Source organism: Streptomyces sp. NPDC001401 (genome assembly GCF_042895385.1).
In the GTDB taxonomy this organism is placed as follows: Bacteria; Actinomycetota; Actinomycetes; order Streptomycetales; family Streptomycetaceae; genus Streptomyces.
This window is the reverse complement of record NZ_JBIAWI010000023.1, coordinates 140,692-161,272: the sequence shown is the minus strand read 5'-3', so window position 1 is coordinate 161,272 and position 20,581 is coordinate 140,692. Positions and strand designations below refer to the sequence as shown.

The window sequence follows — 20,581 nt, the reverse complement described above, 5'->3', positions numbered from 1 at the left end:
GTTCACCTGCCTTTCGGGCGGCTCAGGTGCTGTGCTGGGTGGTGGACAGACCCAGGGCCTTCAGGTCGGGCATGGTGCCGTCCTGCGCCGCGCGGGCCGCGCCGATGAGGGTGCCCTGGCCGGCGCTCACCCGGGCGAAGGCGTCCTGCATCACCCGCCCGGTGGCGGTCATCCGCGGGCCCCACACCCAGCCGTCGCGGATCTTGTGGGCCTCCTGCTCGAAGAGGCGGTAGATGTCCTGGCCGCCGTAGTAGGAGCGGTCGAAGGCCTTGCGGCCGACGGCGACGAGCGCGGCGGCGGCCGGGTACTGGCTGCTGGTGCCGCTGGAGAGGCGGGCGCGCAGCGAGTCCGGGTGGGAGACCTGCCACTCGATGAACTCCATGGCGGCCTCGGGGTGCCGGCTGTCCTTGGTGACGGCGAAGGTGGAGCCGCCGTGCGTGCCGACGTAGGGACGAGCCGGATCCCACTGCGGGAGCGGCGCGATCCGCCACTGTCCCTGCTGCGCGGGCCGCGCCTTCATCTGCGCACCGGCGTCCCAGGCCCCGCTGAGGCGGGTGAGGACCAGGCCGTCGGCGATCTGCGCGTCGGACTGGCGGCTGTCGACGGCGTTCATGAACACCGCGTCGTCGTCGATGAGTTGCTGCCAGTACGCGGCCACACGCCGGGTGGGCGCGTCCGCGAGGGACACGTTCCAGGCGCCGTGGGAGGTGTCGAACCAGTGGGCGCCGGCCTGCCAGCTGTAGGCGGCGAACTGCGTCGCGCCGTCGGTGGGGAACAGCACCAGCCGCCGCTTGGGTGCCTTGCTTCCGACGGTGTGCGCGAGCTCTGCGAACTCGTCCCAGGTGCGGGGCACTTGGAGGCCGTACTGCTCGAAGAGGTCTGTGCGGTAGTGCATGACCATCGGCTCGACGTCGAGCGGGACGCTGTAGACACGCTCCTGAAAGGTCGTCAGGCCGAGGGCCTGGGGCAGGAGTTTGGCGCGCAGGTCGTCGCTGACCAGGGCGGTGATGTCGCGGGCGACGCCGTCGATGGCGAAGCCCGGCAGCTGCGGGTACTCGATGGTGGCGACGTCTGGCGCGTTGCCGGCCCGGGCGGCGTTGCTGAGTTTGGCGTAGCCGCCCTGACCGCCGGACGGGATCTGCTGGAAGTCGACCTGGATACGGTCGTGCGTGCGGTTGAACTCGTCCACCACCTCCTGACTGCCGCGCAGGGCGGACCAGAAGGTGATGCGGGTGGTCCCGTGGGTGCTGCGCGCGCCGGCTGCCGCCTTGCTGCTGCAGGCGCTCACGGCCCCTGTCAGCGGCAGCGCGGCCAGCGCGGCGAGCACGGATCGACGGCTGTGTCGACCAGGCATGGCGCCTCCCGAGGCTCCTGCGTGCCCGAACGGGCACGACCTGTTCGAGTCACGGGAATCCTCAACGCCCGGCAACAAACGGTCAAGAGACCGATCAGAGGAAAATAAAGCGGTCAAACGCTCATGCGGGGTGATTCATGCGGGGCGGGTCGAGCCGCGCACCGTGAGCGCGGGCAGCAGCTCGATGCGCTGCACCGAGCGCGCACCGCCCGCGCCCGGATCGTCGATGCGCCGCAGCAGCAACTCCGCGGCCACCCGCCCGACCTCGCCCTTCGGCGGCGACACGGCCGTCAGCGGCGGGGTGCCCAGGCCGGCCACCACGTCGTCGTAGGCGACGACCGAGCAGTCCTCCGGCACCCGCACCCCGTTCCCGGCGAGCTGCTGCACCAGCATCAGGGCGTCCACGTCGCCGTGCAGCACCGCGGCCGTCGCACCCGTCTTGCGCAACACCGCGGCCAGATCCGTCACTTCGGTGGGCTCCCGGTCCAGGCCGCCGCGGGAGGCGCTGAGCGTCCAGGCCCACTCCTCCACCAGCGAGTGCGCACCGGCGATCTCGGCCAGGGCGGCGCGCAGGGTGCGCGCGGTGGGGCTGTCGTCACGGGTCGCGAACACCAGCCGCCGATGGCCCAGACGCACCAGGTGCTCGACGGCGAGGTGGGCGCCGTACCAGTGGTCCGAGCAGACCGAATCCATGGCGTGCAGCGCACTGCCCCTGGGCGGCCGGCGCTCCATCAGCACCGTCGGCACGTCCAGTTCGGCGAGCCAACCGTAGTCCGCCTCCTCGGTGGCCGAGCTGCGCCACCGCGGCGCGAGCAGCACACCCCGGGCACCGTCCGCCAACGCCCGCTCCACCTGCGGCCGTTCGGCGCCGGGCACCTGCGGCGCGATGTGCAGGGCGACGCGCACACCGGCCGCGTCGAAAGCGGTACGGGCGCCGTGCAGGGCCTCGTAGAGGTACGAGTGCCGCTCGGGCACCACCACGGCCACGGTGTCACCGTCGCCGCCGACGCGCTCCGGCAACTCCTGCGCGGGCAGCGTCGAACGCACCACCCCATGGCCGCGCCGCAGCCTCCCCTCCCGGGTCAGCTCCTCGACGTCCCGCCGGATCGTCACCACCGACACCTGCAGCTCGGCGGCCAGATCCCGCACCCGCGCCGAACCGCGCGCCTGCACGGCGGCCAGAATCCGCTGTCGCCTGAGATCGACCGGCTCACGCATGCTGGCCTCCGCCCCCGGATGTTCGTTCGCCCCGGATGTTCGTTTGAGCGATCGGGGCGCCATCATACGATCGCACGGGGCGCGAGGACAGCGGGCTCCGGACGGTTGTCGACCGGGAGATCCATCGGCAGCATGGTCGCTGTGGATCAGGGCTTGGCAGCGGTACTCGGGGCGGGCGTCGGCGTCGTAGGCACGCTGGGTACTGCGTGTCTGACGTATCTGGCGACCCGACAGCAGGCCAAGGACCAGGGGCGCGTGGAGCACGGGCAGTGGTTACGCGGTCGGCGCCAGCTCGCCTACGAGGACTTCCTCATCGCCTACGAACGTTTTGCGGGCGCCGCAACTGCGCTGGAGGACGCCCTGGAGGACGGCCGAACCGACGGACTGGAAAACCTGGTGGCCGCCCTCAAGGAGTCCCTGGATACCTTCGGAAACGCCCGAAGCCGAGTGGCGGTCGCCGGACCCCAGTTCGTCTCGCAGAGCGCAGGGCAGGTCGCAACCCTCTTGCGGGGCGCTCGCAGATCCCTCATGGCATGGCGCGATGACCTGCTCTCGGGGGCCGCCGATGTCTCCGAGCGGAGCGCCCAACTACGCGACCTGCAGGGGCAGATACAACTCGCCTACCGGGACTTCGTACGCGATGTGCGCAACATTCTGGAGGCACCTCCGGATGTCGGCGGGGAGAAGCCGTAGCGCTTCCTCGCGAGCGCCTCAGACGATGTGGCGGCCGCCGTCCACGGTCAGCACGTCGCCGGTCGTGTACGCCGCGTTGGTGAGGTAGTGCACTGATGGTTTTGTGCGCCGATGAGATCCGACAACGGTTCTTGATGGGTCGCACCGCTGCGGGGGCCGTCCGTCTGGTCTCGGTGACCGCCATGGCATGACCCGCTATGGCATTCAGGGGCACCGCATCACGTGCCGGACTTCCAGCAGGCAACGTGGCGCGACAGAAATGGGTTGCAGTCGAAGATCGTGACGCGGATTCTTCCAGCATGAAGATGCACGCCAACCAGCTGACGGTGTCACCTGAGACGGTGCGCATATTGGTGGAGCAGCAGTTTCCTGAGTGGCGGGGCCTGTCGGTCAGGAGCATCGCGTCGCAGGGTACGGTCAACGCCATCTTCCGTATTGGCGATGGCTTCGCAGCCCGATTCCCTCTTGAGTCCGCAGACGTCGAGTCGACGCGGAGCTGGCTGGAGTCCGAGGCGGAAGCGGCTCGCGAGCTGGTGGGTCGCACGCGTTTCCCCACCCCCGAGCCGGTCGCGCTGGGTGAACCTGGGGCAGGTTACCCGCTTCCGTGGTCGGTGCAGACGTGGCTGCCCGGCGTCGTGGCCGCCGACGAGGACCCCGGCGAATCAGCTGCGTTTGCCCGTGACTTGGCCCATCTCATCGGCGACCTACGCGCGATCGACACGCATGGCCGCACGTTCGCCGGCACAGGTCGAGGAGGCGACCTGCAGTCCCATGACGCGTGGATGGAGACCTGTTTCAGACACAGTGAGCAACTCCTGGACGTCCCTCGGCTGCGCCGTATCTGGGCAACTTTGCGTGACCTGCCGCGAGGTGCGGCTGAGGATGCCATGGCCCATTGCGATCTGATTCCCGGCAATGTGCTCGTGTCCGCTGGTCGGCTTGCGGGGATTGTCGACGTCGGCGGCTTCGGGCCGGCTGACCCTTCGCTGGATCTTGTGAGTGCGTGGCACTTGCTCGAGGCCGGGCCGCGGCAGGTGCTCCGTGATCACCTGGGTAGCGACGACCTTGAATGGGAGCGAGGCAAGGCGTGGGCTTTCGTTCAGGCGATGGGGTTGGTCTGGTACTACGTCAAAAGCAACCCGGCCATGAGCCGGATGGGCCAACGATCCCTGGAACGCATCCTGGCGGACAAGCCGCTCGCGTGACTTGAAGCAGCTGCTGGTCGCGGGTGAGGAAATCTTGATGGGGCCGTGTGTAATCACTGTCTCTTTCGCAGTACTTCATCCCGCGGTTGTGTGAGGCGGTTGACGATGGCGTCGCTGTTCTTCTCCTTGCGTTCGGTGAGCACCTGGAACAGCAGCTCAACACCCCTGCGGTCCAGCTCCATGTAGCCCAGCTCGTCCGGAGGTAAGTCCGGCGACCGGGTGTTCGTGGGGGACGTGGCGGCCCATCAGCAGGACCTCGATCAGGGCCCGGGTGGCGTTCCGCTCGCCATGGGCAGCCTTCGCTGCCTCCCACCAGGCGTCATGGACCGGCGTGAACTTCCCTGCAGAACGGGCCTGTTCGAGGGCGGTGGCCCCGGGAAACGCACCGGGCTTGCGGACCAGGGCTTCCAGATAGTGGTCCAGATCCAGCCGAGCCTGCCCCTTGGCGATCAGCCGTTCATGGCGGGCGACCTCCTGCCGGCCGTCGTAGACCACCAGGTCGGACGCGTGCAGCGTCGCCCTCACCATCCGCCCGATCAGCCGCAGCGGCACCGAGTAGCGGTTGGTACCGACACTGATCTGTTCTCTGAACTTGGCGGTGAGGAGGCTACGCGAACTCAGTCGTCTCCGTGATCAAGGAAGAGCTGGGCCAGTCTGGGAAGACGGGCATGCATCTCCGAGGCGTTGTCGAAATCGAAGCTCTCGCCCATATCGGCTGGCTCTTGGTTGGCTCGGGGGCCGCAGAACTGGTCGTAGTCGTCGTAGAAGGTGCAGTCGTCCTCGTTTGCGTTGATGCGCTCGTAGGCGTAGGAGGCTGCGTAGTTGACGGTTTCGTTGAACAGCGCCTCGTCGCTGCCTTCGGCCGCCGCAGCGATGACGTCCGGATGCTGGGCGAGAACATCGGGTGCAGTAGCGGCCCGGTCGTACCACTCTCGGCCCTGGGCGATGAGGCCGGCGCGGAAGTCCATGAAGGCGTCGTCGGAGCAGCCTCCACCGATCAGATAGCCGGCAGCCCACACGTCCCAGCGGTAGATCGCCCCGTGGAGCTGATCGAAGCACTGCTGGTATTCGAGGATCGTCTGCTTCGAGGTCGCCGCGAGCCGCTCGACCAGGGCCGATGCGAACGCTTGGCCCGGGTCTCCGGAGGTCGAAGCGGCGTCGGTGCGTGCCGTTTCGATGACGGTCCAGAATTCGTCGATGTTCATGGCCGCACCCTCTCACCTGGCCCTGACAGCCGACTCCGGGGGCCGGTCGTGGCAGTAGGCATGGGGAGGTCAACGGTTCGCGGAACCCGCCGGTCGATCTGGGCGAGCTTGTCGTCCGCTCCCGCAAGGGTGATCTGGAGCCCTTCGACCTCGCCGAGCCAGCCCCCTCGCTCGGCCTCCGCGATCCGGGCGATGATGTTGTCGCGGATGTCGACGATCCGGGCCCGTTGAGCCGGGTCGGGCCAGTGCATCGAGCATCGCAGGCAGGCATTCTCATGGATGCAAGGGGTTGAGGAGGCCCGTCGTCGGGACTGCGTAGGCTGCCGTGGTGATCGTCCGATGCATCAAAATCATCCAACCCGGGACCTCGACGGTCGTGAGCGAGCATCCGGGCGTGCGGATCGGCGAGGAGTACCCGGTCCTCGAAGTGCTCGCCGCCCGGCCGCGGATTCTGTTCCGCCTTCCTGACCGCAGTGCGAGGCGGGACGACATCGACTCGCCCGGACTGTGGGACGCCGACATGTTCGAGATCGTGTCCGATCGGATGCCGACCTGTTGGGTCACCGGGCTGGAGGATGGCCGGCTGACCCTGGCGCCCCAGGAGTGGCAGCGACCGGGTTTCTGGGACAACTACTTCGATCACGTGCCGGACGCGGTTGCCGAATATGACCGCCTGAAGGCCCAGATCATCGCGGAGGCATGACCGCTCAACCAAGAGCGGCGACCCCGTCCTCCCCTCGGTCTGTTTGGGCTCGAAGGCGTTCGGCCTGCTGTTTCTTGTCGGCGATGTGCCGCAGGCTCCCGCAGGCCGGCGACCTCACCAAGCCACCGCATCCGTTGGGCCTCTCCGAGGCGCTGACGGGTGTTGGCTTCGATCTCCAGCAGCCGGGGTTCCTGACTTAGGTCGAGGCGGAGCATGGGGCATCTGATGCAGGCGTTTTCATGCTGACAAGGGGTTCCATAAGGCCGGTCGCAGGTGCCGAGTGCGACCTTGCGCAGGCTGAAGTGGTCGCGGAAGTCCTGCCACTCGGTGTCGCTGGGCTCGCGGTATTCCTCGCTGGGACGGTGGGTTCGGCGTTTGTCGACGAACTGCCGGTGGTGGCGGATCACCTCTTCGGGATACACGGCGACGTAAGCCTGAGTGGTGTTGAGATCGAGATGGCCAAGGAGCTTCGCAGCGATGTGGATCGGCAGGCCGCCGTTGACCGTTTCCGTTGAGAGGATTCGGCGGAAGTATTGGTGGCTCCAGGGTTCGTTGCGCGCGCCCGTCAGTCGTGCTTGGGTCGTCCGATGAACTTTCTGTTGACGGCGAGTGGCCTGCGCAACGAGACGCTGCGGGATGCGCTGCGGGACATGCTGGGGAAGCCGTTCGGATCGGCGAACGTCGTGTTCGTTCCCACGGCGTCAGTCGCCGAGCCCGGGGACCACGGGTGGTTCGTCTCGGACATGAACCGGCTGCACGGCCTCGGCTGGCGGGAGTTCGACGTCCTGGAGCTGAACGGGCTGCCCCGGCAGATGGTGCTCGACCGGCTGCTCCACGCCGACGTCATCTATGTCGAGGGCGGCAGCCACTACCACCTCGCGCGCAGCATCACCGGCAACGGTCTGGCCGACGGCTTCCTTAAGGCGCTGGAGAGCCGGGTCTATGTGGGGGTGAGCGCCGGATCAATGATCTTCAGCCGTAATCTCACCGGACACTCCGCCGACGTCATCGGGGACACCACGGACCTCCACGTGCTCGGCGCGACGACCGTGGAGCCGCCGTTCGGCCTCTTCGACTGGTATCTCAAGCCCCACCTGTACTCGCCGGATTTCCCCGAGCGGGACGACGCCTGGGCTGATCGCATCGCCGCGCGGGCGGACTTCCCGATCTACTTCATCGACGACGAGACGGCCGTTCGCGTGAGGGACGGCAAGGTGGATGTCATTTCTGAAGGCCGGTGGCGGTTCCATCCGTGACGCGACGCGCGGTGGGGAGCCCCGGACAGGGCAGTCTGAGAACCCATCCTTGAACCTCGGTTGATCGCCTCGCGCCCGCCCGGCTTCTTCGCGGTGAGTGCGGGCACCGCCGAGCACGAGCTCAGTGGGACAGCGCGGCCGGGGACCACATGCCGAACCACTGCTCGGCGCCGTAAGCCTCAAACCGCTCTACCTCGATGAACCCCAGCTTCGCCGCGAGGCGCATCGAGCGGACGTTGGCGGTCTGGGTGGCGAGTACCACTGGTTGGCCGGGAAGCGCGCCGGCGAACCAGTCGAGTGCCGCGGCGCACGCCTCGGCGGCGTACCCGCGTCCCCACGTCCGCGGCAGGAACAAGTAGCCGAGCTCAGCTTTTCCAGCAGCCTGACGAAGGTGGCCCGTTTCTCTGTAGATCGTGATCTGGCCGATCATCGCTCCGTCGAGATCGACTATGAAACGGCCGGGGTGCCGGCTGGGCGCCCCCGGTATCGCGCGCTCGAGCTCATCACGCGGCTGGGGGCCACCGAGGTAGGTGCCCACCTCTGGCGAGGCCAGCAACTCGATGACCGCCGCACGATCGCGGGCCTCGGGCTCACGGAGCACGAGCCTCTCGGTCCTGATCGGGGCAGGTGGCCAGGCGACGGGGCCAAGATCAGACATGCCGGCCAGCTAATCAGCAGGCTCGGTAGCGATCAAGATTCGCGGACCGATCAACCCACCTGCCCGGGTCCGTCCTTCTTCTCTCGCATCCCCTCCAACGAGCCACAATCCCGCGCTGCTTCGCCCTGCGCGTTCAAGGATGGGTTCTGAGATCGCGTACGCCGTGCTGACATGTTCCGGCACCGCCCACCCCGTCGAAACGCCGTCACCGCCGGACTCACCCTCGCATGGAGCTCTGGCGGCACCGAGGGCGCGGGTGGCCGAGACGGACGAGCTGTTCACGACCGAGGCGGCGTCGGACCTCCGCAGATGCGGCACCGCGGCGGCGGTCAGCTGCCGTGCGCCGAAGACGTTCACGTCGAAGATCTCCCGCCTGACCTCGAGGTCCGCGGCCTCGAGGTCGTCCAAGGGATGAAGCGGGTGGTGCCCGCGTTGTTCACGAGGATGTCGAGCCGACCGTAGGCGTCGATCGCCGACTGGACGATCCGCCGGGCGTCCGCGGGGTCGGCGACGTCCCCCTGTACGTGCACCGCGTCGGGCAGACCGGCGGCGAGCTCCTTGCCCGCGGCCTCGCTCCGGGACGAGTTGACGACCACTCGAAGGCTTCCGCGGCCGGCCGCCGGGCGACGGCCGCGTCGATCCGTGACGACGAACCGGTGGGGTTCCGCCTGCCCGCCGGTGCGCAGATGATCACGCCCGCCCTGCACCCCTCGTACCCTGTTCCCCGTGCCGACCTCCCGCCTCCATCGCGTCGCCGTCCTGGTCCTCGAAGGCGCGAAGCCGCTCGACGTCGGCATTCCCGCGCAGGTGTTCACGACCCGCGCGAGCATGCCGTACGAGGTGCGGGTGTGCGGTGCGAAACCCGGGCTCGTGACCGGCGGCGACGGTCTGGCGTACCACGTCGCCGACGGGCTCGACGCGCTCGCCTGGGCCGACATCGTGTTCGTGCCCGGCTACCGGTTCCCGGACCGCGAGGACCCGCCGCAGGCCGTCGTCGACGCGCTGATCGCCGCCCACGAGCGGGGCGCACGGCTCGCCGCCATCTCCACGGGCGCCTTCGCGCTCGCCGCCACCGGCCTGCTCGACGGCAAACGTGCCACGACGCACTGGCACTACACGCGGGCGCTCGCGGAGAAGCATCCGCTCGTCCAGGTCGACGAGAACGTCCTGTTCGTCGACGAGGGCAGCGTGCTGACCTCGGCCGGCGCCGCCTCCGGCATCGACCTGTGCCTGCACATCCTGCGCGGCGACCTCGGCGTGGCCGCCTCCAACCACGCGGCCCGGCGCCTGGTCGCGGCCCCCTACCGCAGCGGCGGCCAGGCGCAGTACGTGCCGCGCAGTGTGCCCGAGCCGCTCGGCGAGCGCTTCGCCGCCACCCGCGAGTGGGCCCTGCACCGGCTCGACGAACCCCTCAGCCTCGACACCCTCGCCGAGCACGCGGCGGTCTCACCGCGCACCTTTTCGCGGCGCTTCGTCGAGGACACCGGATACACGCCGATGCAGTGGGTCATGCGCGCCCGCATCGACCTGGCCCGGGAGCTGCTCGAACGGTCGGAGCGCAGTGTCGAGCAGATCGCCAACGACGTCGGCCTGGGCACCGGCGCGAATCTGCGCATGCATTTCCAGCGCATCCTCGGGACCACGCCGAGTGAGTACCGGCGCACGTTCACCCAGGGCGAGTAGGCCGCGCCGCCCGCTCCGTCGGCTTGGCGCGATCCTTGCGAACCATGGCGCTCACGCCACGGCCACCGCCGGATCCCGCACGCGAGGCTGGTGCTGAACCCAGACGAGCCGCAGAGACACCAAGGGGTATTCATGACTCGCGTCGCCATCAACGGATTCGGCCGCATCGGACGCAACGTGCTGCGCGCCCTGCTCGAACGCGACACCGACCTCGAGATCGTCGCCGTCAACGACCTCACGGAGCCCGCCACTCTCGCCCGGCTCCTCGCCTACGACTCCACGGCCGGCCGGCTCGGCCGCCCGGTGACCGTCGACGGCGACACCCTCGTCGTCGACGGCCGGCGCATCAAGGTGCTCGCCGAGCGCGACCCGGCGCAGCTGCCCTGGGCCGAACTCGGCGTCGACGTCGCGCTGGAGTCCACCGGCCGCTTCACCTCCGCCAAGGCCGCCCGCGCCCACCTCGACGCGGGCGCGAGGAAGGTCCTGGTCAGCGCACCGTCGGACGGCGCCGACGTGACACTCGCGTACGGGGTCAACACCGACGCGTACGACCCGGAGCTGCACACGATCGTCTCGAACGCGTCCTGCACGACCAACGCGCTCGCGCCGCTCGCCGCGGTCCTCGACGAACTCGCCGGCATCGAGCACGGCTTCATGACCACGGTGCACGCCTACACACAGGAGCAGAACCTCCAGGACGGCCCCCACCGTGACGCCCGCCGCGCCCGCGCCGCCGGCATCAACATCGTTCCCACCACGACGGGCGCCGCGAAGGCGATCGGCCTCGTGCTGCCGGGCCTGGACGGCAAGCTGTCGGGCGACTCGATCCGCGTACCGGTTCCGGTGGGCTCGATCGTCGAGCTCAACACCACGGTCGCCCGCGACGTGACCCGGGACGACGTGCTGGCGGCCTACCGTGCCGCGGCCCAGGGCCCGTTGGCCGGCGTCCTCGAGTACTCCGACGACCCGCTCGTGTCGTCCGACATCACCGGCAACCCGGCCTCGTCGATCTTCGACTCGGCCCTCACTCGCGTCGACGGCCGCCACGTCAAGGTGGTCGCCTGGTACGACAACGAATGGGGCTTCTCCAACCGGGTGATCGACACGCTGGAGCTCCTCGCGGCCGGCTGACCGGCGCCGGACCTGTGATGCGGCTGTGACCCGGAACTGTGGCCTCCACCACGGTCCGCCGTGTGCGGACCCTGATGAGCTGGCCCAATGCGCACAGCCGCCCCCCTCTTACTGGTCCTCGCCTCGGCCCTCGCCCTCGCCGGTTGCGGGCAGCCGTCCGGCTCGCCGACGCCCGAGTCCGGCCCCACCTCGTCGAACGACCCGCGGTTCCTGCCGCTGACCGCGTACGACATGTCCGACCACGGACAGACCGTCGGCACGGCCCGGTGGACGCTCGCCAAGGAGTGCATGGTCCGGCTCGGGTTCGACGGCCTGAAGAACCTCGACATCGACCCCCTCCCCGCCTGGCCCCAACGCCCGGCGGGCACGGGCGTGTTCACGGCCGTCGCGTTTGCCGACGACGACTTCCGCTACGGCATTCAGGACCCCGAGCAGGCAGCTCACTACGGCTATCAGGCGGCGCGTGCCAAGTACCGGCGCAACTACCCGGAGAGGAAGTGGACCCTCTCCGAATACCTTGCGCTCACCGGCCAGTTCTTCGGCGACGATCCGAAGACGGTCCACGGCCACCGCATCCCGCGCCGCGGCTGTCTCGGCGAGGCGGACCGCGGGATCTACGGTACGAACCCGCAGGACCGCAGGGACCCGGTCCTGGACCTGGAGAGCAAGAGCCTCCAGCAGGGCATGAAGGACCCCGTCTGGAAGAAGGCGGAGAAGGCGTGGTCGGCCTGTATGCGGAAGTCGGGCTACCACTATGCGACTCCCAGGGACGCCGAGATCGGCGAGGACCGCCAGCGCAAGGAGTTGGCGGCACGGCTTTCCGCGCCGCCCCAGGACCCCGACGAGCCCTCCGCCCTCGAGAAGCAGACCGCGACCGCCGACGCCCGCTGCAAGCAGCGGACCGGCTACGTCCGCACCGTGCACGCCATCGACGTACGCATCCAGAACCAGCTCATCGCCAAGAACCGGGCGAAGCTGGAGCAGCAGCGCAGCTGGAACCGCGACGCGCTCCGCAAAGCCCACGACATCCTCGAGGGCCGGTCCTGAAGGCTTGCCCTCGATGCTGCTTCACGGCTTCCGCGCCACCCCGCAGAACTGCGTCACGTCGACGATCTCGCCGACCTCCGGCTGCTGCGCATGCCAGCGCGAACACGACACCACGCCCGGCTCCAGCAGATCCAGACCGTCGAAGAACCGCTGCAACTGCTCGCGGCTGCGGAGTTTCATCGGCGCCGAGCCCTGCTCGTTCCAGCTGGCCACCGCCGCCGTCATGGCCTCGGTGTGGACCTCGGCGGTGGGATGGGCGAGCGCCAGGTAGCTGCCGGAGGGCAGGGCGGCGACGAGCCGGTCGACGATCTCGTACGCCTGCTCGTCGTCGTTCACGAACTGCATGATGCCCAGCAGCATGAGCGCCACCGGCTGCGTGAGGTCCAGCGTCCGGGCGGCGGCATCGAGGATCGGGCCGGGTTCGTGGACGTCGCCGTCGATGTAGTCCGTGACGCCCTCGGGGCTGCTGGTGAGCAGGGCCTGGGCATGCACCAGGACCAGGGGGTCGTTGTCCACGTAGACGATCCGTGAGGCCGGGGCCAGCCGCTGGGCGACCTCGTGCGTGTTGTCCGCGGTGGGCAGGCCGGTGCCCAGATCGAGGAACTGGCGCACGCCCGCCTCGCCGACCAGATGGCGCACCGCCCGGCCCAGGAACGCCCGGTCGGCCCGGGCGGCGTCGACGATCTCCGGGAAGTACTCCAGGACTTGGTCGCCCATGGCGCGGTCGGGGGCGTAGTTGTCCTTGCCGCCCAGCCAGTAGTTCCACACCCGTGCCGAATGCGGGGTGGTCAGATCCAGCCGCGCCAGCACGGCCTCACGGTCGGCGGCCGGTTCCTCGGTCATGACACGCTCCTCGTCCTGGACCGGCGGCCCCCTCGACCGCCGCCCCCTCGCGCCTGTGGGCAAGCGACAACGTAGCGGGCGGTGTCGGCTCAGGCCACTGATTCCCCGATCTTCGCAGTCGCCTGAGCCCGGGCCTCATCAGATACATCGGAGCTGTTGTGCGCGCCTTGGGGATGGTTGGATTCCGAAGTCCCTTCCTATATCGGGGATTTCAGTCAAGGCTGTCGCCGGTTCCCGCCCGAACTGTTGACGTCATCGGATGAATCTCCTACGTTTCCGGGGCGGTCGCCGACCTTGAGCCATGAGTCCGACGACGGGAGACGGGAGCCGGAGTATGAGACCGCGACCGAGACCGAGAGCGGAACATCTGTCCGTACTGGCCGCTGTGGCGGCCCTGTTGGCTCTCCCGGTGCAGGCGCAGGCAGCGGGCCCCGGCCGCACCTACCATGTCGCCCCCTGGGGCAGCGACCAGGCGCATGGCTCCCTGACCAGCCCCTTCCGCACCATCGGCGACTGCCTCTCCCGCGTCCGCCCCGGCGACAACTGCCTGGTCCACCGCGGCACTTATCGCGAGCAGGTGACCCCGCCCTCCGGCACGAAGGGCGCCCCGATCACCCTCGCCGCGTACGGTGACGGCCCGGTGACCGTCGACGGAACCGAGCCGGTGGCCGGCTGGCAGGACGCCGGCGGCGGACTGGTCGCCGCCGACACGAACCTGCCGCTCGACCCCGACTTCAACGCGGTGTTCCTGGACAACGACCGTGCCCCCGAGGGCCGTTGGCCCAACTCCGGCTCCGATCCGCTGAACACCACCTGGGCCGAGGCCGACTCCACCTCCACCGACCAGCACATCGACAACCCCGACCTCCCGGACGCCGACTGGACCGGCGCGACCGTGCACCTGTGGGCGGGCTCCAATCCCTGGGCCCAGCAGACCGGCACGGTCACCGCCACCGCACCCGGCAACCTGGACTTCACGGGCGGCAACCATCGCTGTCCGCCCCTCTGCATGGGCAACCAGAACTACCGCAACTACTACCTCGTGGGCTCGAAGGCCGCCCTCGACCAGCCGGGGGAGTGGTACTACGACAAGGCCGCGCACCGGCTCTACCTCGTCCCGCCGAAGGGCGGGATGGCCGGACACGCGGCGACCGCCAAGCACCGCATCTGGGGCATGGACCTGAGCAACACCTCCTACGTCACCGTGCGCGGCCTGAACCTGTGGGGCACCTCCCTGCGAACGGGGCCGTCCAGCACGGGAGTTGTGGTCGACGGCCTGCACGCCACGTACATCTCCGAGTTCTCCACCCTCCCCATGCCACCGGACGGCGACCTGGCGATCCCGCCCTCCGAGGGGCACATAGTCGCCTCCCGCATCCTCGACTCCGGCCTGCAGATCCTCGGCACGGGCAACACCCTCGAGAACAGCGAGATCTCGCAGTCCGCGGGCGACGGCGTCCTGGTGCGCGGCACCGGAAACACGGTCACGGACAACTACATCCACGACGTCGGCTGGATGGGCAGCTACACCCCCGGCATCGAGATCAACGGCAACGACCACACGATCACGCACAACACGATCCGCCGTACGGGCCGTGCCTCCATCGACACGGCCTGGCAGCTCAACGGCACCGAGTTCCACGGCAACCGGATCGCCTACAACGACCTGTCCGAGGCGATGCGCATCTCCCGCGACGGCTCACCCTTCTACGTCTGCTGCAGCCTGAACGGCTCCGGCACCTCCATCGACCACAACACCTCGCACGACGCCGACGGCCAGGTCGGTTTCTACGTCGACAACTACTCCGGCCATTTCCTCCTGCACCACAACGTCGTCTGGAACACCGGCACCCGAGGGACCTTCTTCAACGGCCACACCGGCCCGAGCATCGCCAACCAGGACCACAACTCCAGCTACGGCCCCGGCATCAACGGCAACTCGGTGCTGCTGAGCGGTGCGACCGACGCCTCCGGCTCGTACCTCAGCAACATCGTCGGACCGCAGCCGGTCAGCGCCAGCCGGACGGGCGATCCGCCGCCGGTGGTCCGCTCCAACCTGACCAGCGAGCGGCCCGGCTACACGGACGCGGTCAACGGCGAACTGTGGCCGGCGGCCGGCTCACCCGTCATCGACGCGGGCGAGACGATCGACGGAGTGACCACCGAGGTCCGGGGCGCGGCCGCCGACATCGGCGCCTACGAATACGGCGAGCCGATCTGGTCGACCGGCTGCAACCTTCCCGGCTGCCTGCAGCGCGTCCGGCACGGCACCTGGACCGCGACCGCAAGCGACGGCACGGACGCCTCCGCCGCCGTCGACGGGGACATCAACACCCGCTGGACGGTCACCGCCGCGCAGGCCCCCGGTCAGTCGCTGACCGTCGACCTGCGCGAGGCGAAGACCTTCGACCGGCTCGCCCTCGACGCGGGACGCGACACCGGCGGACAGCCGTACGGCTTCTCGGTGTCGGTCAGCCACGACGGCAGGCACTGGCGCAAGAACCTCGCCCGGGTCTTCGGCCGTTCCTTCACCCAGGACGCGGCCTTCCCGACCCAAACGGCTCGCTACGTCCGGATCACCCTCACCGCACGCGGCCCCGTCCCCTGGGTGGTCAACGACCTGCGCCTGTACGGCGAGGGCCCCGACGCCTCCACCACGCTCCAGGCCGAGCAGGCCACGTCCGTGCACGGGGTGGCGTCCGGTACGGCAGCCACCGGCACACTGGGCTCCGGCGGCCATGTCGGCTTCCGTCGGGCGAGCGCGAGCGGCGACCGCCTCACCGTACGCCTGGCCTCCACCTGCACCAGCGGCTGCGCACTCCAACTCCGCCTCGACACCCCACACGGTCCCCTGGCGGCAACCCTTCCCGTGCACCCGACCGGCGCCGCCGACACCTGGCAGGAACAGTCCATCTCCCTGTCCCGTCGGCTGACCGGCATCCACACCCTCTACCTCGTCGCCAGGGGAGGCCCTCAGGTCGCGGCCCTGGACTGGTTGACGATCCGCGGGTGAGAGAGCCGGGCACGCCGGCGTCAGAAGAACCGTGCCTCCGGGACACAACTCGACGTCCCGTCCAGCAGCCCGTCGTCGTCCCGCCCGCGCAGCCAGCGGTCGAAGAAGGCGGCGACGTAGGCCCGTTGGGCGGTGATCGCGCGCCTCGGGGCGATGGTGCCGATGTTCTCGACGACGGTCTTCCGGGGCAGGCCGAGCCGCCTCGCGATCTGCGGGACGATCACCTCGGCGTCGGTGTACGTGGCGTGTTGCGCGCCGCGCAGGCTCAGGCCCCGGTGCCAGCCGCGGCTGTGCCGCCACAGCGCCTCCCAGGACGGCACCGTGCCGAGGTCGTTGCCGTCCTTGCCGATCAGCAGGAAGGGGCGGTCGAGGCCGTCGGCGGCAACGGTGGAAAGGTCGCCGGGGGTGCTGTCGTCCTGGACGTACGCAAGAACGCCGTCCAGGTTCGCCGCTGCTGCGATGCGCGGGTCGTCGTGCATGGTCTGCAAGGCGGTGAAGCCACCTGCCGACTGGCCGAACATGCCGATGCGGCCGAAGTCCAGGATGCCGCGCAGGTCTTGAGGCAGTGCCCTCGGCAGTGCGTCGAGGAGGAAGCGGGTGTCGGCCACGCGTACGGCCATGGTTTTCTGCAGCAGCGCGGTGATGCGCTGCTGGTCCGGGTACGCCTTGGCGAACTCCGCGGGCAGAACGGAACTTTCGACGCGGCCGCCGGGAAACTGGACGGCGGAGGCGTCGTAGGTGTGATCGACGGTCACCACGACATGGCCCCGGGAGGCAAGGTCGTCGCAGAGTGTGGTGCCCAGGGAGCGCGGGTCCCCGACACCGGGGGAGTAGCAGACGACCGGGAACGGACCACCGTCCCGATCGACCGGGGCGCCTTCATGAGCGTGCGTGCGGGTGGCCGACCAGTCGACCCGACCGCTGGGCACATCGGTCAGGTTGTTCAGGGCCGCGAACCCGGCGGCCTCGCCGGGGAGCATCTGGGGTGCGGCCGGGTACCCGCCGACGCTCCGGGCCGGGTACCGGATGCCGATCATGAGCTCCCGGTACGGCTGCGACGCGACCCAGGGATCGGCACGCGAGGCATCGACGAGGCGCAGCGAGACCGTCCCCACGGGATACGGGCCGCCGGGCGCGGGCAAGGTCAGCCGCACCGGACCGGCTCCCCGCGCCCCGGCGGCCGCGGCTCGCGCCGGGACGGCGGACAGGGCGACCGCTGCAACGGCCGACAGCATGGCGGCGCGGCGGGTCTGCATGCCTCAACTCCTTCGTCTGTATGCGTGTTCAACGTCCACGCAGTACAGACTTGTGGAGCGACCCGGCCGTCGACCATCCGGCAGGCCGGTTGATGCACACGGGGGTTATCCCACGGTTCCCGTACTCACGACTCGTGCGGGGTGTGCGCGTGCCCGTGCTCGTGTCCGTGTTCCCCGGCTTCGGGCGAGCCGCCCATCATCCGCAGCATGGCCGGGCCGCCGGTGCGCCAGAACCGTACGAGCAGAGTCGCGGCCAGCAGCAGGAAGGCGATGTTGAGCCAGGTCGTGTAGTTCCAGGTGATCCCCTCCTCGGGGACCGTGGCGTCGGCCTGGTCGGGGATCAGGCCCAGCCCGCCGAAGGTGAACTCGACGACGTATCCGGCGACGGCCATCGCGGCGAAGAAGGTGGCCAGGAGGAAGACGGCCGTCCGGGCGCCGTAGTACTTCCGGTAGATGTTCAGGATGGGGAGGATCAGCAGGTCGGCGTAGATGAAGGCGATCACACCGCCGAAGCTGATACCGCCCTTCCACAGGACCACGGCCAGCGGCACGTTGCCGATCGAGCAGACGAAGGTGGCGACGGCCACCAGTGGCCCGACCAGCGGGCCGATCACTTTGGCGGCGAGCGGATGGTCCGCCAGGAAGAACGTGCGCCAGAAATCGTCCGGCACCCAGGCCGCGATCGCCCCCGCGATCAGCAGCCCCGCCACCAGGTCCCGCACGATCGCCGCCCACTCCATGACGAAGATGTGCGACACGGACGTGAAGCCGGCACGGGAGAACAGGCGCCGGGCGAAGCCGCCCTCCGCCCGCACCGACATGTCCATGGCCGCATGGCCCTCCATCGAACCCGCGATCCCGCGCTCGGCCTGCTCCCGTGCCCGGCCCAGCAGCCGCTCGCGCAGGAACAGGCGGAACAGCACAGCGAGTACGACGATCATGATCGGCCCGCCGACGAACTCGGCGGCCGTGAACTGCCAGCCCATCAACAGCGCGAGGATCACGCCGAGTTCCACCACCAGATTGGTGGAGGCGATCTCGAACGCCATCGCCGCCGTGAAGTTCGCGCCCTTGCGAAACAGCGAACGGGCCAGGGCCACGGCCGCGTACGAGCAGGACGACGAGGCCGCCCCCAGCCCGGCCGCCAGACTCAGCGTGCGCGGCCGGTCATCACCCAGCAGCCGGACGACCGTCGACCGGCGCACCACCGCCTGCACCACGGCCGACAGGGCGAAACCCAGGATCAGCGCCCAGGTGACCTCCCAGGTCATCGACCCGGCGATGGACAGCGCGTGGCCGATCGCTTCCACAGGGCACCCACTTCTGCTCAAAGGACGACGCTCGCCACCACCGTCGGGGAAGGGGAGCAGCCATGTCGTGGACGATATCCGGCACTGATGCGGCCGGTTGCTCTTGTGCGGTGTTGTGCAGCTGTCCGTGCGACGGCCGGTCGACTCCCTCCCAGCCGGACACAGGGTCCGAGCGAGACGGACACGGGAGACCCATCGAGGGCCAGGTGAGTCACATGCCGCCCATCGAGGGCATCGACCCCTGCAGACCCGGCAGGATCCAGTCCTGGAACGGTGCGAGCACGGCCAGCACGAGGAAGGCGACGCCCACGGCCCGCGCGAGCAGCGGGCCGCGGGACCACAGCTTCTCCACGAAGATCACCACGGCCAGCCCGGCCATCGCCGCCACGTTCATCACGCCGAGCGGGATCAGGACGACCATCAGCCCCGCGCAGCAGCCGACACAGTAGGTGCCGTGATGGACGCCCACCCGAAGATCCCGGGCCGGCTGCCGGAACCCGGCGTAGTGCACCAGGTGGCTCATGGGGTCGCGGCAGTGCCGCAGACAGACGTGCTTGAGGGGGCCGAGCTGATACAGGCCCGCGAGCAGGAAGGCCACCGAGCCGATCCAGCGTCCGGCGGTCGGATGGTCGTCGACCAGGCCGCCGGTGAGAGCCAGGGCCGCGTAGGCGAGGAGCCCGAACGCGGTCCACACCAGCAGATACCCGCCCACGAACTCGACGGTGCGCACGGTGCGAGTCCAGCCGGAGGACTGCCGGCCGATGCCCCGCACCCAGGTGATGGCCACCGGTGCCATGGACGGCAGCATCATGGCCGCCATCATCGTCACCCACAGCAGCAGGAACAGTGGCAGTGCCAAGCCCATTGTGCCGGGCTCGACCCCCATGTCCTGGGCCTGCCCGATGGTCAGCGCCCAGGCGGGCACCGCGATCAGGACGACCAGGAGCCAGGCGATTGCCAGGTCCCGCACCGGCAGCAGGCCTCCGCTCGTTCCGGTCGGCGCGGGCGGACGGGCGGATGGGCGGGCGGAAGTCCGGATGTGACGCATCGGCGTGCTCTCCTGCAGACACTTCCAGGAGAGCACGCCCCCGTCAGCGGCGCTAGCCAAAGCACTGCCGGGCGTCGGCGGCGCCCCGGCAGGCGTGCCACCTCTTGCATGTTCTACGCCGCGCACCATAAGTTACCTGCTGGTAGCAATGGTGGGTGCCCATGGAAGGCCGGCGGCGGGAAAGCGAATTCCGGCCGGCGGCCCGACCGTGGTGCCGGGCCGGACGCAGCACCGCACCCGCCCGTGACCGCACAGCCCGAGGGAGCCGCCATGCCCGTGCTCGACCGCCAGGACGACGTCTACGTCCTCGACCTCGGAGACGGCGAGAACCGTTTCCACCCCGGCTGGATCGCCGCCGTCGACGCCGCCCTGGAAGAGGTGGAGAAGGCGGACGGGCCGCGCGCCCTGGTGACCGCCGCGACGGGCAAGTTCTACTCCAACGGCCTCGACCTGGACTGGCTGTTCGCCCACGCCGACCAGCACGCGGACTACGTCGTCTCCGTGCACGCGCTCTTCGCACGGCTGCTGTCCCTGCCGGTGGTCACCGTGGCGGCGCTGCAGGGGCACACCTTCGCCGCCGGAGCCATGTTCTCGCTGGCCCACGACTTCCGCGTGATGCGCGCCGACCGCGGCTTCTGGTGCCTGCCCGAGGCCGACATCAACATCCCCTTCACGCCCGGCATGTCCGCGCTCATCCAGTCCCGCCTGACGCCGCGGACCGCCCACGAGGCCATGGTCACCGCCCGCCGCTACGGCGGCCATGACGCCCTGGCCGCCGACATCGTCGACCACGCCGCCGACGAGGACGCCGTACGGACGACGGCAGTTGGGATCGCGCGGGCCCAGGCGGCCAAGGCGGGCGACACCCTCGCCACCATCAAGGCCCGCATGTACGCACCCGCCCTCGCCGCCCTGCGCGACACGGCCGACCCCCTGGGCTGACCAAACGGGCAAAGCC

Annotated in this window: 20 protein-coding genes and 1 pseudogene; 9 read left to right on the top strand and 12 right to left on the bottom strand. The window is 69.6% G+C overall.

Translation table 11 applies throughout. From position 1 onward, the window contains the following. Positions 1-22 precede the first annotated feature (22 nt). Both ACFY10_RS47695 and ACFY10_RS47690 read right to left on the bottom strand, forming a co-directional pair. Positions 23-1,354: an ABC transporter substrate-binding protein gene (locus tag ACFY10_RS47695; RefSeq protein WP_390671662.1), complete on the bottom strand. Its 1,332-nt coding sequence runs from the start codon at positions 1,352-1,354 to the stop codon at positions 23-25. A 135-nt stretch (positions 1,355-1,489) separates the two neighbouring features. Continuing rightward, positions 1,490-2,572 carry a substrate-binding domain-containing protein gene (locus ACFY10_RS47690; protein ID WP_390671661.1) on the bottom strand — a complete coding sequence of 361 codons (1,083 nt, stop codon included), beginning with the start codon at positions 2,570-2,572 and terminating at the stop codon, positions 1,490-1,492. A 153-nt stretch (positions 2,573-2,725) separates the two neighbouring features. Here ACFY10_RS47690 and ACFY10_RS47685 point away from each other — a divergent pair, with 153 nt between their 5' ends. After that, a complete protein-coding gene (locus ACFY10_RS47685) occupies positions 2,726-3,265 on the top strand; it encodes a hypothetical protein (protein ID WP_390671660.1) in 540 nt (179 codons plus the stop codon). A gap of 299 nt (positions 3,266-3,564) precedes the next feature. Next, positions 3,565-4,470 carry an aminoglycoside phosphotransferase family protein gene (locus ACFY10_RS47680; protein WP_390671659.1) on the top strand — a complete coding sequence of 302 codons (906 nt, stop codon included), beginning with the start codon at positions 3,565-3,567 and terminating at the stop codon, positions 4,468-4,470. A gap of 98 nt (positions 4,471-4,568) precedes the next feature. Here ACFY10_RS47680 and ACFY10_RS47675 read toward each other — a convergent pair. The 3 genes and pseudogenes from ACFY10_RS47675 to ACFY10_RS47665 form a co-directional block, all read right to left on the bottom strand. After that, positions 4,569-4,667: pseudogene (locus ACFY10_RS47675) on the bottom strand (AAA family ATPase); the annotation flags it as partial. Next, on the bottom strand, positions 4,627-5,049 hold the full coding sequence (locus tag ACFY10_RS47670) for a hypothetical protein (protein WP_390671690.1): 423 nt from the start codon (positions 5,047-5,049) through the stop codon (positions 4,627-4,629). The gene ACFY10_RS47670 and the pseudogene ACFY10_RS47675, both read right to left, overlap by 41 nt. A 38-nt stretch (positions 5,050-5,087) precedes the next feature. Then, positions 5,088-5,675 (bottom strand): DUF4240 domain-containing protein, encoded by a 588-nt coding sequence (locus ACFY10_RS47665; protein ID WP_390671658.1) that lies wholly within the window; start codon positions 5,673-5,675, stop codon positions 5,088-5,090. Between the two features lie 376 nt (positions 5,676-6,051). Here ACFY10_RS47665 and ACFY10_RS47660 point away from each other — a divergent pair, with 376 nt between their 5' ends. Beyond that, a complete protein-coding gene (locus ACFY10_RS47660) occupies positions 6,052-6,378 on the top strand; it encodes a hypothetical protein (protein ID WP_390671657.1) in 327 nt (108 codons plus the stop codon). Here ACFY10_RS47660 and ACFY10_RS47655 read toward each other — a convergent pair. Next, entirely contained in the window at positions 6,315-6,947 is a 633-nt protein-coding gene (locus ACFY10_RS47655) for a tyrosine-type recombinase/integrase (protein ID WP_390671689.1), read from the bottom strand. The two genes, ACFY10_RS47660 and ACFY10_RS47655, sit on opposite strands and share 64 nt — an antisense overlap. Before the next feature lie 18 nt (positions 6,948-6,965). On the opposite strand from ACFY10_RS47655, the gene ACFY10_RS47650 reads away from it, so the two are divergent. After that, positions 6,966-7,634, top strand: coding sequence for a Type 1 glutamine amidotransferase-like domain-containing protein (locus ACFY10_RS47650; RefSeq protein WP_390671656.1), 669 nt, complete (start codon positions 6,966-6,968; stop codon positions 7,632-7,634). 121 nt (positions 7,635-7,755) lie between these two features. Here the strand turns inward: ACFY10_RS47650 and ACFY10_RS47645 are convergent, their stop codons facing one another. Beyond that, complete coding sequence (locus ACFY10_RS47645) at positions 7,756-8,292, bottom strand: GNAT family N-acetyltransferase (RefSeq protein ID WP_390671655.1); 537 nt, start codon at positions 8,290-8,292, stop codon at positions 7,756-7,758. A 353-nt stretch (positions 8,293-8,645) separates the two neighbouring features. Next, positions 8,646-8,888 (bottom strand): SDR family NAD(P)-dependent oxidoreductase, encoded by a 243-nt coding sequence (locus tag ACFY10_RS47640; protein ID WP_390671654.1) that lies wholly within the window; start codon positions 8,886-8,888, stop codon positions 8,646-8,648. A gap of 130 nt (positions 8,889-9,018) precedes the next feature. Here ACFY10_RS47640 and ACFY10_RS47635 point away from each other — a divergent pair, with 130 nt between their 5' ends. From ACFY10_RS47635 to ACFY10_RS47625, 3 genes are all read left to right on the top strand, one after another. Then, a complete protein-coding gene (locus ACFY10_RS47635) occupies positions 9,019-9,975 on the top strand; it encodes a GlxA family transcriptional regulator (RefSeq protein ID WP_390671653.1) in 957 nt (318 codons plus the stop codon). 132 nt (positions 9,976-10,107) lie between these two features. Continuing rightward, positions 10,108-11,106, top strand: a complete 999-nt coding sequence (gene gap / locus ACFY10_RS47630; protein WP_390671652.1) for a type I glyceraldehyde-3-phosphate dehydrogenase — start codon at positions 10,108-10,110, stop codon at positions 11,104-11,106. A gap of 87 nt (positions 11,107-11,193) precedes the next feature. Further along, positions 11,194-12,153: a hypothetical protein gene (locus ACFY10_RS47625; RefSeq protein ID WP_390671651.1), complete on the top strand. Its 960-nt coding sequence runs from the start codon at positions 11,194-11,196 to the stop codon at positions 12,151-12,153. Positions 12,154-12,174: 21 nt separating this feature from the next. Here ACFY10_RS47625 and ACFY10_RS47620 read toward each other — a convergent pair whose 3' ends face one another. Beyond that, positions 12,175-12,996: an SAM-dependent methyltransferase gene (locus tag ACFY10_RS47620; protein WP_390671650.1), complete on the bottom strand. Its 822-nt coding sequence runs from the start codon at positions 12,994-12,996 to the stop codon at positions 12,175-12,177. Between the two features lie 334 nt (positions 12,997-13,330). Here ACFY10_RS47620 and ACFY10_RS47615 point away from each other — a divergent pair, with 334 nt between their 5' ends. Next, positions 13,331-16,009, top strand: coding sequence for a discoidin domain-containing protein (locus tag ACFY10_RS47615; protein WP_390671649.1), 2,679 nt, complete (start codon positions 13,331-13,333; stop codon positions 16,007-16,009). Between the two features lie 20 nt (positions 16,010-16,029). Here the strand turns inward: ACFY10_RS47615 and ACFY10_RS47610 are convergent, their stop codons facing one another. The 3 genes from ACFY10_RS47610 to ACFY10_RS47600 all read right to left on the bottom strand — a co-directional run bounded on the left by ACFY10_RS47610 (position 16,030) and on the right by ACFY10_RS47600 (position 19,623). Further along, the gene (locus tag ACFY10_RS47610) at positions 16,030-17,265 is read right to left on the bottom strand and encodes an alpha/beta hydrolase family protein (protein ID WP_390671648.1); all 1,236 of its coding nucleotides are present in this window, start codon (positions 17,263-17,265) and stop codon (positions 16,030-16,032) included. A gap of 125 nt (positions 17,266-17,390) precedes the next feature. Beyond that, on the bottom strand, positions 17,391-18,575 hold the full coding sequence (locus ACFY10_RS47605) for a permease (RefSeq protein WP_390671647.1): 1,185 nt from the start codon (positions 18,573-18,575) through the stop codon (positions 17,391-17,393). Positions 18,576-18,786: 211 nt separating this feature from the next. Continuing rightward, positions 18,787-19,623 carry a DUF2182 domain-containing protein gene (locus tag ACFY10_RS47600; protein WP_390671646.1) on the bottom strand — a complete coding sequence of 279 codons (837 nt, stop codon included), beginning with the start codon at positions 19,621-19,623 and terminating at the stop codon, positions 18,787-18,789. A gap of 270 nt (positions 19,624-19,893) precedes the next feature. Here ACFY10_RS47600 and ACFY10_RS47595 point away from each other — a divergent pair, with 270 nt between their 5' ends. Beyond that, positions 19,894-20,565: an enoyl-CoA hydratase-related protein gene (locus ACFY10_RS47595; RefSeq protein WP_390671645.1), complete on the top strand. Its 672-nt coding sequence runs from the start codon at positions 19,894-19,896 to the stop codon at positions 20,563-20,565. The last annotated feature ends 16 nt before the right edge of the window (positions 20,566-20,581 follow it).

Coding starts and splice junctions, on each gene's coding strand:
- gap (WP_390671652.1), top strand. CDS start 10,108: ATGACTCGCGTCGCCATCAACGGATTCGGCCGCATCGGACGCAACGTG.
- ACFY10_RS47620 (WP_390671650.1), bottom strand. CDS start 12,996: ATGACCGAGGAACCGGCCGCCGACCGTGAGGCCGTGCTGGCGCGGCTG.
- ACFY10_RS47665 (WP_390671658.1), bottom strand. CDS start 5,675: ATGAACATCGACGAATTCTGGACCGTCATCGAAACGGCACGCACCGAC.
- ACFY10_RS47625 (WP_390671651.1), top strand. CDS start 11,194: ATGCGCACAGCCGCCCCCCTCTTACTGGTCCTCGCCTCGGCCCTCGCC.
- ACFY10_RS47695 (WP_390671662.1), bottom strand. CDS start 1,354: ATGCCTGGTCGACACAGCCGTCGATCCGTGCTCGCCGCGCTGGCCGCG.
- ACFY10_RS47690 (WP_390671661.1), bottom strand. CDS start 2,572: ATGCGTGAGCCGGTCGATCTCAGGCGACAGCGGATTCTGGCCGCCGTG.
- ACFY10_RS47650 (WP_390671656.1), top strand. CDS start 6,966: ATGAACTTTCTGTTGACGGCGAGTGGCCTGCGCAACGAGACGCTGCGG.
- ACFY10_RS47615 (WP_390671649.1), top strand. CDS start 13,331: ATGAGACCGCGACCGAGACCGAGAGCGGAACATCTGTCCGTACTGGCC.
- ACFY10_RS47680 (WP_390671659.1), top strand. CDS start 3,565: ATGAAGATGCACGCCAACCAGCTGACGGTGTCACCTGAGACGGTGCGC.
- ACFY10_RS47645 (WP_390671655.1), bottom strand. CDS start 8,292: ATGTCTGATCTTGGCCCCGTCGCCTGGCCACCTGCCCCGATCAGGACC.
- ACFY10_RS47595 (WP_390671645.1), top strand. CDS start 19,894: ATGCCCGTGCTCGACCGCCAGGACGACGTCTACGTCCTCGACCTCGGA.
- ACFY10_RS47600 (WP_390671646.1), bottom strand. CDS start 19,623: ATGCGTCACATCCGGACTTCCGCCCGCCCATCCGCCCGTCCGCCCGCG.
- ACFY10_RS47610 (WP_390671648.1), bottom strand. CDS start 17,265: ATGCAGACCCGCCGCGCCGCCATGCTGTCGGCCGTTGCAGCGGTCGCC.